This is a genomic window from Marmoricola sp. RAF53 (genome assembly GCF_052114005.1).
Taxonomy (GTDB): domain Bacteria; phylum Actinomycetota; class Actinomycetes; order Propionibacteriales; family Nocardioidaceae; genus Marmoricola.
Window position 1 is genome coordinate 43,992 of record NZ_JBFRDX010000017.1, and the last position, 12,897, is coordinate 56,888.

Below are 12,897 nucleotides of genomic sequence, written 5' to 3' on the forward strand. Positions count from 1 at the left end.
GGAAAAACCTCGCGGTCGGCACCCGTCTGACCAGGACAGGCACCGACCGCGAGGAGTCGGACCGGCCCGGGCGCGCGCTGGGTTACGCGCCCGGACCGGGGTTCGGGGGGATCAGCCGAAGCGGCCGTGGACGTAGTCCGCGGTCCGGCTGTCCTGGGGGGAGGAGAACATCGCGTCGGTGGGACCGTGCTCGACGATCACGCCGGGCGCGCCGTTCTCGGCGAGGAAGAAGGCGCACTGGTCGGAAACGCGGGCCGCCTGCTGCATGTTGTGCGTGACGATCACGATGGTCACCTCGTGGGCGATCTCCTTGATCGTCTCCTCGACCACCCGGGTCGACGTCGGGTCGAGGGCGGAGCAGGGCTCGTCCATCAGCAGCACCCGCGGACCGACGGCGAGCGACCGGGCGATGCAGAGCCGTTGCTGCTGGCCACCCGACAGCGCCGACCCGGGCTGCTGGAGCCGGTCCCGGACCTCGGTCCAGAGGCCGGCCCGGACGAGGCTCGACTCGACGAGCGCGTCCCGGTCGGACTTGGAGCCCTTGGTCCCGGTCAGGTGCAGCCCGGCGAGGACGTTGTCGTAGATCGACATCGCCGGGAAGGGGTTCGGCTTCTGGAAGACCATCCCGATCGCCCGCCGGGCGTCGGTGACCTTCCTGGCCGGGTGGTAGATGTCCTCGCCGTCGAGCAGCACCTCCCCCGCGAGCTGGGCACCCGGTACCAGCTCGTGCATCCGGTTGAGGATCCGGAGGAAGGTGGACTTGCCGCAGCCCGACGGCCCGATCAGCGCGGTCACCCGCTCGGCCGGGACCTCGAGCGTCACCCGGTCCAGCACCTTGCGCTGGCCGAACCACGCCGACACGCGCTCGGCGTGGAGCGTGCCCGAGAGCTGACCCGACTGACCCGGGGCCGGCCCGGGACGGGAGGGTCCCGGGCCGGCCTCGACGGCCGGCAGCGTGCGGGTGGTGTCGGTCTCGACGGCGTTGGTCATGCGCCTTCTCCTCAGTCCGGCTCTGCTACTTGGTGATCTTGATGGTCACGGCCCTGGCGTTGCTGGCCCCGACGGTCCCGCTGCCGGCGTACTTGGCCACCAGGGTGTACTTCTTGGCGACCTTGAACTTGGGCAGCTTGATCGTGATGACGCCGTTGTTCGCGGCGGTCAGCGTCACGGTCTTGAGGACCTTGGAGCCGGCGTAGATCCGGATGGTCCCGGTCGGCTTGAGGCCCGCCGCGCGCACGGTGACGACGACGGCCGGCACCTTGGTCTTCTTCAGCGGCGTCTTGACCACCCGGGCCGAGGTCGTCGAGAGCGCCTTGGCGACGACGACGGTCTTCGCGGTCGCGCTGCTCTGCGCGAGCGAGCCGGAACCGTTGTAGCGCAGCACCAGCGCGTGGCTGCCCGGCGCGAGCCTGGTACCCGGGACGGTGATGGTGGCCGCGCCGGAGGCGAGCGTCCCGGTGGCCACGACGGTCGGACCCTCGAGGACGGAGACGGTGCCGGCCGGGACCGAGGCGTCGGTCGGGGTCACCGTCGCGGTGACGTTGAACGCGGTGCCGTAGCGAGCGCTCGCGGGGACCGCGGAGGTGGTCGAGGTCGAGGTCAGGTTGACCGGCGAGCTGGTCACGGTCCAGGTGTCGCCGGTGACCTTCACGAACGTCGACGCGTACGTCGTCCCGACGCCCTGGCTCGCCGAGCTCGACCGCAGCCGGATCTCGTAGACGTCCTCGAAGCCGGTCGCCGTCGAGGTGTTCTCGTAGCCGGCGATGTAGTCGGCCAGGGAGAGGCTGGTCGCCGCCCCCTTGACCACCGGGTTCGAGCCGACCCCGGCCGGAGCCCCGGCCACCGGGAAGGTGTTGGCCGCGGTCAGCTGCTCGCCGGTCCACGCGCCCTGGGCCAGGCCCGGGTTGGCGGTGTAGGCGAACAGGGACGCGTGGTCGTCACCGGAGCGCAGCGGCGCGCTGGTGGCGGCGTACGCGACGAACGGCTTGGCGCTGACGCTGCCGGAGGTGACGGCCGTGCCGGCGGCGTTGTAGAGGGTGAGCGTCGCCGCGCTCTTGTCGGGGTTGGCGGTGACGGCGGTCTCGTCGGCGCTGTACCAGGCCAGCGAGTCCGGGTTCCCGGTGAAGCTGGTGGCGGCGTACGCCACCCCGGAGGCGGTCGAGGCGAACAGGGCGATCCCTGCCACCACCGCCCACGGCTTGCGGATGCGTGTCTTCACGATGTTCCTTTCGAGTTTGAGTGCGCAGTGGCGCAGGCCCCGCCGCCGCCGGTCACGAGCCGCCACCGGTCCCCGTCGACGCGGAGGTCCGCGGCGTCGTAGCGGTCGACCTGGGGGGCGGTGCCGGGCGCGGTGAGGAGCAGGCGGAGCTGCACGTAGCCGTGCCACGCCGCCGGGAACCCGGCGACGAAGTCGGCCAGCGTGGTGGACCGTGCGGTGATCCGGGCGGAGGGGTGGGCAGCGTCGTCGACCGCGCTCGCGGCCGTGAGCTGGAGCCCGCTGAACTCCTCGGGAGAGACGCCTTCGCGGGGCTGGTAGGCGAACAGGGTCGCGTTCCCGGCCTGCGCGTAGGCCCCGGTGGCCGGGCTCGAGCCGACGACGGTGTCGGCCAGCTGTCCCTTCACCGACCCGCCGGTGACCTCGTGCCCGTCGGCGTCGCAGAACGTCAACGTGCCCCGGGCCGCCGGGTCGGTGTAGGGGGCTGCGTCCTCCCGGTGGGCCACGACGAACCAGGCGATGCCGAGACCGACGAGGACACCGGCCAGCGCGACGGCGATCCAGACCTTGGTCCGGCTCCCCTGCGCGGGGGTGGTGACGTCCGAGACGTGCTCGGTCGCGGTGTCGGTGGTCATCGTGCTCTCACTCCCTGGTCCGTCGCGGCCGTCAGGCCCCGGGGATCCCGCGGTCGACCCAGTTCGGCTCGATGCCGGCGGCCTCGAGGAGCGCGTGCCCGGCCTCGGTGTTCACGAACGGCGTCGGACCACCCGGGTTGTAGAAGAGCGCCTGGACCCAGTTGAGGGTGCTGCCCGGCTGCCACGGGGTGTTCGACTGGTAGTCGCTCTCCCGGAAGATGGCGTTGTACGGGAAGTCCACGACGAAGACGCTGTCGGCGTTGCCGCCGGCGTCGGCGCCGTTCTCGTTGAGCAGCTGCAGGCCCGCGACGCTGAGCGCCGAGCGCGGCGACGCCGGGTTGGCGGTGTAGGAGTTGGCGGTCGACGGGTTGGCGTAGAAGCCGGCCTCGAGCAGCTTGAAGCGGCCGCGCGGGAAGGGCACGATCGCGTTCTTCTTGACCGCGGGGTCGGCGATCGCGGTGATCGTCGTCGGGTCGTTCTGCTGCACGGTGCGCAGGTTCGGGTTGTTGACGTAGCCCGCGGAGAAGGCGTTCTTCTGGTCGGTGGTGCTGTACGCCTGCCCCCAGTACGCCGCCAGCGGCCGCAGGAAGACGTCGCGCATGCCGGCCGAGGTCGGCGGCACCAGCGGGACGATGGTCTCGTCGGCCCAGGCCGGATTGAGGTCCTTCCACTTCAGGATCGGGTTACCCGCGTTGTCCTGCCCGTGGTAGATCCAGGCGACCTGCTTGAGGGTGAGGCCGCCGGCCGGGGCGTTGGTGTCGGTGGCCGCGGCGATGAGGTCCTTGTCGATGCCGATCTGGACGGTGTGGATGGCCGAGCTCAGGTTCGACAGCGCGGTGCTGTTGTTCTGGGTGGTCGGCAGGTTGGGGCTCCGGGCGACGTCGATCCAGTGGTGGTCGAAGTCCTGGATCAGCGCGGTGATGCCGCCGTTGCCGCCGGAGGGGCGGACCTCGTTGGGCGCGCCGGCCGCGAGGGAGGCGGTGGGGTTGAGGACCTTGACGTCGGAGATCTTGACGTACTTCTCGTTGGTGGCGTCGCCGTCCAGGCTGCCGGTGTAGTTCGCGACGGTCGTCGGGTCGATGTACGCCGACCGGCCGTTGGCGTCGCCGGAGGAGTCGAAGTTCACGAACCGCCACTTGTTGCCGGCGGTGTTGTAGCCGGGGAGGGCGCCGTACCCGTCGGCGAGGAAGTTGAAGGCGTTCTGCTGGATGTCCGAGCCGACGGTCACCACGTCCTTCGGCTGCGGCGCCAGGTCTGCCTGGGCCGAACCCTGGAACGCCAGGGTGCCGACGACGGCGATGCCCACCACCGAGGCGGCGAGGGCTGTCCTCTTCTTCTGCATTGAATGACCTTTCTTAGTCAACTCAGTCGTCTTTCACGCCGCGAAGGGGCCGCGGCGGCGAAGCTGGGGGTGGGGAGGGGAGCCGTTGCTCTGCGCAGAGCCTAGCGGCTCGGAGCGCCATTCTTTAGTAAGTCTTGTATTTTGATCAACAATCTCTTCAGATGCTTCAGATCATCGCCGGCAGGAGCCCGGAGACGAGGGAGGAGACCAGCCAGAGCACCGCCAGCACCGCCGGCAGCCCGGTCACCCAGGCTCCGATCCGGGACCAGCGGTGCCAGGCCCAGACCGCGCCGGCGAGCACCAGCAGCAGGAGCTGGAGAGCGAGCGCGAGCAGCGCCAGCTGGCCCGGCGACACCTCGGCCTTCATCCCGAGCCCGTGCGGGTCCGCGGTCGACCGCGCACCCGCGGCCACCGACTTCCCGAGCAGCTCGGCGTCCACGTAGTAGGTCTCCGACGGCCGCAGCCCGGCGAGCCGGCCCTCCCCCGCCGCGGTGGCCAAGGTCAGCCGGCTTCCGCCCTCGGCCACCGGCGACGGCACCGGGTCCCCGGCCCGACGGGCGCCGGTCACCTTGAAGGTGAACTCCCCCTGCGCCGTGGTCACACGGACGGTGTCGCCGTTGCCCAGGTCCGGCAGCTCGCGGAAGGTGGCGCCGAACGTCAGCGACCGGCCGGTCACGACGCTGGTTCCCTGCTGCCCGGGGAGCACGGTCCCGAGCGCGTGGCCGGGCCCCTGCTGGGTCTGGTCGCTCCGGGTGCCCTCGACGACCACGACGTTCTCGACGCCGAGCGCCGGGATGCTGAGCAGCGCCACCGGGGCTCCGGCCGCGATCGGCGCACCGGTGGGCGCGGTGCCCTCGGCGAGCTGCGCGCGGAGCTCGTCGTACAGGCCGTGCTGGTCGTGGGACTGCTCGAATCCGCTCAGCACGGTCAGGTAGAGCAGCATCCAGGAGACCAGCAGGGCGAAGGCGAACAGCACCTGGGAGCCCAGCCGCGGGACCTCGTTCTGCTGCTGGCGCGGCGGCGGCGAGGCGTCCAGCGGCTCGTCCCGTACGACGGTCGGCGGCGGCGCGAGCGTGCTCACCGGCTCACCCGCTTCCCGGCACCGCGGCCCGCGGTCCGAACCGTCGTCCGGGCCGCCGCGACCAGCGCGTGCCGCTCCGGGTAGAGCCGCAGGACCAGGCCCGCGAACGCGGCGGCGAGGACCAGGAACAGCGCCAGCAGCAGTCCGGCGTTGCCCAGCGGCGAGTAGTCCCGGCGCGTCTTCACCAGCTCCAGCGGCACGGTCACCTCGGTGGCCGGGGCCGCCTGCGGGCTGCCGACGGCCCCCGGGGCGGCCGCCGGGGCGGGTCCCCCGCCGATCGGCGCCGCCCCCGCGGGATCGGCGGCCGGCTTCGGCACCGGCGTGGTGGCCACAGGGTCGGCGGCCGTGCTGCAGGTGCCGGCCTCCCCGGTCAGCCCCGGGAGCTGGCCGTTCTGCGCCTTGACCAGCCGGGCTGCCCGGACCGTGTAGGCCTGCAGCTGGCCGAGACCGTTGGCGTCCGTCAGCGGCAGGTAGCCGTCCGGCAGCTGACCGTTGGCCGAGCCGGCCACCTGGCCGCGGGTCGCCGCGTAGCAGAGGAACCGGGAGACCTTGACCGCCGTTTCGTGCTCGACGCCCTGGGTCGGGACGTCGGCGTACACCGGCACCAGGCCCGGGTACGCCGCCGACCCGGCGGCGGTGCGCAGCCCGGCGTAGTCGAACGTCCAGGTCCCGGCCTCCTCGTCCGGCTTCAGCAGGGCGGCCGCGCTGGTCAGGCCGGCCTTGTCCGGCGCCACGAACGTGCGGCCGCCGGCGTCGGTGAACCTGCTCCCCGACGGGACGGTCGACGTGGTCTGCAGCGCGGCCGTGCGCAGGTTGTACCGGGACGCGGCCGAGAGCGTGGAGAGCCCGATCACGAACCGGGAGCCGACCAGCTGCTTGCCGTACTTCTTCAACCCGAGCCGGCCGACGTCGGACCGGTCGGTGGCCGCGCAGGCCATGTTCACCGCCGAGATGGCGTACTGGACGTTCAGCGCGATGGTGCTGATGTTCGCGGTGGGGTTGGCCACCAGTCCGAGCACCGGCGCCGGGCTGTAGGCGTAGCAGTAGTTCCGGTCGCTGTCGTCGTACCAGTCGGGCGCGAGCCAGGTGTCCTTCTGCGGCCACGCGTCCACCGGCAGGTCGATGTCCTGGTAGCTCGGGTTCACCTTCATCCCCCAGGGGTCCGGGGTGCCGTCTAGGAACGCCCGGGCCTCGGGGTCGGCGTCCAGGTAGCGCGTCACCGCCCAGACCAGGTCGGAGTCGGTGGAGAGGACCTGGATCGTCGCGGCGGTGGCGTTGGCCGCGTCGATCTTGACCCCCGGGTTGAGCGCCCGGAACTCCGGGTCCATCGTCAGGTTCATCGGGTTTCCGGACAGCGCCGCGTAGTCGCTCTTGACGAAGTCCAGGGCCGGGTAGGACTGGCTCAGCAGCTTGGCCAGCAGCCGCCCGTTGATCTTCAGCGACGGGTACTCCGAGCCGTCCGCGGCGTCGATCTTGAACACCACCCCGAACCCGCCGATAGCGACCGGCGCCTGCACGGTCGGCCGCGACGGGGCGTCCAGCGGGCGGGAGCCGAGGGCGGCGTCGACGTTGCCGACGGACAGCAGGTTGCGCGCCGCCGACTCCGAGGACTGCACGTGCACGACCGGGAACAGTCCCTTGTCGGTGCAGAACTTCGGCTGCCAGGACGCGGTCAGCTCGTTGAGCAGCACCGACCCGTAGACCGGCTGCGGCTTGCCGCCGCCGACGACCTTGCAGACCGAGTCCGACGCCGCGAAGGACAGCGGCACGGTGATCCGGTTGCGCCAGTTCGACGGCGCCCACCAGAGCGCGCCGGAGGTCGCCAGGTTGGTGAGCTTGGCGTCGCTGCGCAGCTGACCGGCCGTGTAGGTGTCGGCCTTCGAGCACTGCGCGTCCGCGGTCGCCGCGTCGGCCGGGCTCGGCCGGCTCGCCACCGGGAGCCGGGTCCCGTACGGGTCGCAGCTGATCCCGACCACCGGGATCGCGACCAGCGAGCAGGCGACGGATGCCGAGCAGCCCAGCGAGGCGTTCTCGCTCGCCGTCCAGACGGCGAACTCCGCGTGGCCGCTGCCGTCGCCCTTGGTCATCGCGAAGGTCGAGTTGCTCGGGATGCTGCCGTCGCCGACCTCGTCGGACTCCGGGGCCATCCCGACGCAGCCGCCGAGCGGCACCGGCCCGCCGGCGTAGGTCCTGCCGGAGAGCGCGACGAACGGCAGCCAGCGCTCGGCCAGGGCGACCCGGCCGCACTCGGACGGCCGCGGGTCGGGCGCCGAGACCGTCCGGGCCCGCTGGCCCGCGGTGGCGAACGCGTCCGAGCGCCACGCCGGCCAGCCGGTGCTGTTGTCCCGGGTGAAACGCTCCTGGGCGGTCTGGGTCCAGCAGGTCTCCGGACGGACCTGCTCCTGACCCTTCCCGGGGTTGTCCACGCCACGGCACTGCAGCAGCACGAACGGGTACTCGGTGTTGATGCCGGCACCGGAGTTCACGTCGTTGACCAGGCCGCCGCTGGGGTGCGCACCGGTCCAGCGCACCGTCAGCTCCTGGCGACCGCGCAGGTTCGTCGTCTCCGAGACGTCCAGCTTCACGTCGTAGCCGGCCACCTGGGTGGCGGTGCCGTCGGCGGCGTACGCGACCCGCTCGACGGTCTTGGTCCGCGAGACCGTCCCGGTGCGGACGGCGTCCGCGGGCGACTCCACCACCGGGGCGAAGACGATGCCGGTCAGCGCCGCGAGGACCGCCGCCAGCCCGAGGGCGACGCGGGTCCGGGTGGCCGCGGACCACGAGGTCCAGGGTCCGGTCATCGCGCGCTCCCCCGCCGGCGGACCGCGCGCCCCACGGCGACGGGCACGGTGACGGCACCGAGGAAGAGTCCGATGACCAGCGCGGTCAGCACCGCCGGGGACCCGCTGGCGGCACCGGCCGCCAGGGTCGTCGGCACCACCACGGTCTCGGCGCCGGCGGCACCGCTCCCCGCGGCCGAGGCGACCTCCCCGGTGACCGGGTCGCGCACCGCCGCCGCTCCACCCGTGGTCGCGGCACCCGCGGCACCACCGCCGGTGGTCGCGGCCGGACCCGCGGCGGCACCGGCCTTGGTGCCACCCTTCGCGGGCGTGGTCCCGGGGTTGCTGTTGAAGCTGCCCTCGCCGCCCGAGCAGGGCACCGCGCCGATCTTGTCGCAGGCCGGCGGCTGCGGCGCGATCTGGGCGAGGTAGTTCACCTGCGGCTTGCCCTTGATGAACGTCGGGTTGTTGCACGTGCTGACGTCGCGCTGGGTGAGGTCGACGGCCGGGTCGGCCGTCTTGAGCTTGCCGATCTGCTCGAAGCCGGCCTTGACCAGGTTGATCGGCAGCGGCGAGTAGCCGACCGGTCCGACCTCCGACTGGCCCTGGCAGATCGAGTAGTAGAGGAAGTCGGCCAGCGTCTGCCGCTTCGGCGTCGAGCTCAGCCGCGGGTCGTTCGCCGCGGTCGGGATGATCGCGTACACGTACGACGACAGCGGGTAGGTGCGCTTGTCCGGGTTGACGTAGACGTTGTCGAGCTTCTGGGTCAGGTAGTTCGGGTCCGACGGGTTGTTGTTGATCTGCGCCGCCGTCAGCGCCACCGCCACGTTGTACTGCGTCGGCAGGGTGTAGTAGCCGGCCCGGTTGAGCACCTTGGCGACCGGGAAGTTCGCCATCAGCGGGTAGGAGTACTCCTCCATCGCGATCGCGCCGACCGCGTTCGAGGACTTCACGTAGTTCATGACCCCGTCGGACCCGGTCTGCGCCTTCTGCGGACCGGTGGCGCGGCCGCAGTTCAGCGGGAAGTAGTCGGTCGGCGCGGCGACGCCGTTGCAGGCCTTCCAGATCGACGGGTACTGCTTGGCGAGCCAGGTCGTGAACTGGTTGGTCACGCCGGCCCCGTCCGCCCGGACCACCGGGATGATCGGGATCGACGGCAGCAGCCGGCCGTTGTTGTCCTGGGCGATCTGCGGGTCGTTCCAGTTGGTGATCTGGTTGGTGAAGATCTTCGCGATCGTCTCCCCGGACAGCCGGAGGTTGCGTACCGCCGTGCCGCCGACCTTCACGTTGTAGGGGAACGACGTGCCGCCGGCCACGATCGGCAGGTAGGCGAACGACCGGCCCAGCGGTGAGTCCTGCTGGCCCGTCGTCGGGTCCTTGCCCCGGTACGGCGAGTCGGTGACGCCGAAGTCGGTCGACTTGTTGGCGTAGTCCTTGCGCCCCTGGGCCGCGCCGTTGGCCGTGTAGACGACTTGCATGCCCTGGTTGGCGACGTCGGCGACCCACTGGTTGACGGCGTTCGCCGCCCAGCTCGACCCCGAGCCCTGGATCAGGGCGTGCGAGGCGGCCGCCTCGGCACCGCTGGGGCCGACCAGGAGGGCCAGCACCCCGGCCAGGGCGACGGCGACGAGTCTCAGCAACCGTCGGCCCAGCGACCTCCGCGAGCGCATCATCGGGCTTTCCTTTCCTTCACGACCAGGCGGGCCAGGACGAAGAGCACCAGCACCGTGAACAGCAGCACGGTGGCGGCGGCGTACGCGCGGACCTCGGCGTTGGGGTTGCCGGAGATCACCGAGGCGTAGACGAACAGCGGGAGCGAGTTCATCGGGTTGGTGAACGGGTCGGTGTTCATGAACGTCGAGGCGCCGGAGGTGAGCAGCACCGGCGAGGTCTCGCCGACGGCCCGGGCGACGCCGAGGATGAGCGCGGTGGCCAGGCCGGGCCGCGCGGTGGGCAGGACGACCTTCCAGACGGTCTGCCACTGGGTGGCGCCGAGGGCGAGCGAGGCCTCGCGGAGACCGCCCGGGACGACGCGGAGGACCACGTCGCTGGCGCGCGCCATGATCGGCAGCGCCATCACGGTCAGCGCGAGCGCCGCGGCGAAGCCGCTGGTCGGCACGCCCAGGTAGACGATCGCGACGGTGTAGATGAACAGACCGGCCACGATCGAGGGCAGCGCGGTCATCGCCTCGACGACGGCCCGCACCAGGCGGGCACCGCGGCCGCCGACCTCGGACATGTAGACCGCGGTGAGCACGCCGAGCGGCATCGCGATGGAGACCGCGATCAGCACCTCGATGATCGTGCCCACGATGGCGTGCGCGATGCCGCCGCGGTCGAAGCCGGAGCCCGGCCGGACGCCGGCCATGTCGTCGAAGTAGAAGTTCGGGTGCACCAGCGCCGGCAGGCCCTTGGCCACCGTGACCACGACCGTGCTGACCAGCGCCAGCCCGACGAGCGTCGGCGCCGCGATCACCGCGGTCGTCACGACCCGGTCCACGACCACCGGCCGCGGCTGGGTGAGGGCGGTCAGGCCGGCGTAGAAGAGCACGAAGGCGGCGTACCAGCAGACGACGAAGCCGACGGCGCCGCTGAACGGCAGCAGCTTCGTGTAGAGCAGCCAGATCGTGGCGAACGACCCGATCGCCGCACCGACCAGGCAGAGCACGTCGTCGCGGGTGCGGGCGGACGGGCGCCGCAGCACCTCGCGCGGCTCCTCCGCGCCGGCGGGCGACCCGTTCTCCCGCGGCGCGTCGAGGCTCTCGGCGCGCTCCAGCACGGCGGTCACAGCTCGGTCACCTGTCCGCTGCGGGACCGCGCGACGACCAGCGCGGCGATGGTGTTGACCAGGAGGGTCATGCAGAACAGCACGAAGCCGGCGGTCAGGAGGGCGGAGAGCTGGGACGGCGAGGCCTCCTTGAACCCGCTGGCGATCAGCGCCGAGATGGTCGAGGTGCCCGCCTCGAGGACGTACGGCTTGATCTCGAAGGCCTGGGAGATGATCAGCACCACCGAGATGGTCTCGCCGAGCGCCCGGCCCAGCGCCAGCATCGTGCCGCCGACGATCCCGCTGCGGCCGAAGGGCAGCACCACCGTGCGGACCATCGCCCACCGGGTCGCGCCGAGCGCGATCGCGGCCTCCTTCTCGCCCACCGGCGCCTCGGCGAAGACCTCGCGCATCACCGAGGTGGCCATCGGGAAGATCATCATCGCCACCGCGATCGCGGCCATCGCCGCCGAGCCCGCGTACGACGGGTAGCCGGGCGCCTGGCTCCAGATCGGGTAGTCGGTGTCGGTGCGGACGTGGAAGAGCGGGATCCAGCCGAAGGTCTTGCTGAGCCAGTGCGCGACGTGGCTGGCGTGCGGCTGGACGAAGAGGAGCACCCAGAGGCCGAAGACGATCCCCGGGATCGCCGCCATCAGGTCGACGAGCCGGATCAGCGTCGGCTTGAGCCATCCCGGCGCCCAGTCGGTGATGAACAGCGCGGTGAGCAGCGAGAGCGGGAACGCGAAGAGCAGCGCGATCGCGGCGACCTGGAGAGTGCCGAGCACGACGGCCGCGATGCCGACGATGTCGGCGCTGGGCTGCCAGCGGTACTCGGTGAAGAAGGAGAGCCCGTAGTGCCGCAGCGTCGGGATCGCCTGGATGCCGAGGAAGACTCCGATCGAGGACACGATGATCAGCACCAGGATCGCGACGCCGGTGACGCCGTGCACGAAGACGGCGTCCTGCCGCGACCGGCGGGCGACGATCGTCCGGGGAACGTCCGGATCGATCTCCGGGGCGCCCTCCGGCTCGGTGTACGCCGGGAGGGTGGGCGTGATGGTCATGGGCGGTCCTTCGTCGGTTCACGGCCCCAGCGGACGTGAACGCGTGCGGACCAGCCCGAACCCGTCCGCACACAAGTAACTCTATCGGAATGATTAAGAAACTTGTTTGAGGATCCTTAAAATGGGACGCGCGTCACGAGGACCCGGGCGACGGACCCGCCAGGACGCGGGCAGCACACAGCCCCGCCGCCGGATCCCGGGCGACGGGGCTGGCAGGTGGAGCAGGTCAGCCGGTCAGGCCGCCGTCGATCACCAGCACGTGGCCGGTGATGTAGTCGTTGGCCGGGTCGGTCAGGAAGAGTGCCGCGCGGGCCACGTCCGCCGGCTCGCCCAGCCGGCCGGCCGGCGTACGACGCACGATCTGCTGCATCTGACCCTCGTCGAGGCCGTGGCTCATCTCGGTCCGGAGGTAGCCCGGCGCGATGCCGTTGACCCGGATGCCGCGCGAGCCCAGCTCGCGGGCCAGCGCGCGGGTCATCCCGTCGAGGGCGGCCTTGGTGGCGCTGTAGACGGCCAGGCCGCGGTAGCCCGAGCGACCGACGATCGAGGAGATGTTGAGGATGTTGCCCTTGCCGGCCGCGAGCATCCGGCGGCTGACGATCCGGGTGATGTAGAGCGTGCCCTTGATGTTCAGGTCCACGACGATGTCGATGTCCTCGTCGCTGGTCAGCCCGATGACGCCGTCGCGGGCGACGCCGGCGTTGTTGATCAGGATGTCGATCCCGCCCCACTTCTCCACGGTCGCCTTGACGAACGTGTCCACGTCCTCGCGGCTGGAGAGGTCGAACGGCATGAAGAGGATCCGGTCGGCCGTCTCCGGGTCCGACTGCCACTTCTCGACCTCGGGCGTGATCGACCGGGCGCAGGTGGCGACGCGGTCGCCGTTGTCCAGGTAGGCCTGCACGAAGCCGGCGCCGAGACCACGGCTGCCCCCCGTGATGATGACGGTGCGCGGCGCGTAGCTGTGGGACGGTGCGGTCACTGCGAGGTACCCCTGCTCATTCGTTTCCGGA

The 12,897-nt window shown here is 71.5% G+C and carries 10 protein-coding genes; all 10 read right to left on the bottom strand.

The features are described from left to right. Positions 1–111 precede the first annotated feature (111 nt). Positions 112–990: a phosphate ABC transporter ATP-binding protein gene (locus AB4Y76_RS15280; RefSeq protein ID WP_441926757.1), complete on the bottom strand. Its 879-nt coding sequence runs from the start codon at positions 988–990 to the stop codon at positions 112–114. A gap of 25 nt (positions 991–1,015) precedes the next feature. After that, positions 1,016–2,218, bottom strand: a complete 1,203-nt coding sequence (locus tag AB4Y76_RS15285) for an Ig-like domain repeat protein (protein ID WP_441926759.1) — start codon at positions 2,216–2,218, stop codon at positions 1,016–1,018. Continuing rightward, a complete protein-coding gene (locus AB4Y76_RS15290) occupies positions 2,215–2,850 on the bottom strand; it encodes a hypothetical protein (protein ID WP_441926761.1) in 636 nt (211 codons plus the stop codon). The genes AB4Y76_RS15285 and AB4Y76_RS15290 overlap by 4 nt, the downstream gene beginning before the upstream one ends. 31 nt (positions 2,851–2,881) lie before the next feature. Beyond that, a complete protein-coding gene (locus tag AB4Y76_RS15295) occupies positions 2,882–4,192 on the bottom strand; it encodes a hypothetical protein (RefSeq protein ID WP_441926763.1) in 1,311 nt (436 codons plus the stop codon). Between the two features lie 166 nt (positions 4,193–4,358). Then, positions 4,359–5,273, bottom strand: a complete 915-nt coding sequence (locus AB4Y76_RS15300; protein ID WP_441926765.1) for a sortase domain-containing protein — start codon at positions 5,271–5,273, stop codon at positions 4,359–4,361. Further along, positions 5,270–8,074: a hypothetical protein gene (locus AB4Y76_RS15305; RefSeq protein ID WP_441926767.1), complete on the bottom strand. Its 2,805-nt coding sequence runs from the start codon at positions 8,072–8,074 to the stop codon at positions 5,270–5,272. The genes AB4Y76_RS15300 and AB4Y76_RS15305 overlap by 4 nt, the downstream gene beginning before the upstream one ends. Further along, complete coding sequence (locus AB4Y76_RS15310) at positions 8,071–9,726, bottom strand: substrate-binding domain-containing protein (RefSeq protein WP_441926769.1); 1,656 nt, start codon at positions 9,724–9,726, stop codon at positions 8,071–8,073. The genes AB4Y76_RS15305 and AB4Y76_RS15310 overlap by 4 nt, the downstream gene beginning before the upstream one ends. Continuing rightward, positions 9,723–10,841, bottom strand: a complete 1,119-nt coding sequence (gene pstA, locus AB4Y76_RS15315; protein ID WP_441926771.1) for a phosphate ABC transporter permease PstA — start codon at positions 10,839–10,841, stop codon at positions 9,723–9,725. Before pstA ends, AB4Y76_RS15310 begins: the two co-directional genes overlap by 4 nt. Continuing rightward, a complete protein-coding gene (pstC, locus tag AB4Y76_RS15320) occupies positions 10,838–11,884 on the bottom strand; it encodes a phosphate ABC transporter permease subunit PstC (RefSeq protein ID WP_441926773.1) in 1,047 nt (348 codons plus the stop codon). Before pstC ends, pstA begins: the two co-directional genes overlap by 4 nt. 226 nt (positions 11,885–12,110) lie before the next feature. Beyond that, positions 12,111–12,866, bottom strand: coding sequence for an SDR family NAD(P)-dependent oxidoreductase (locus tag AB4Y76_RS15325; RefSeq protein WP_441926775.1), 756 nt, complete (start codon positions 12,864–12,866; stop codon positions 12,111–12,113). Positions 12,867–12,897: the final 31 nt, after the last annotated feature.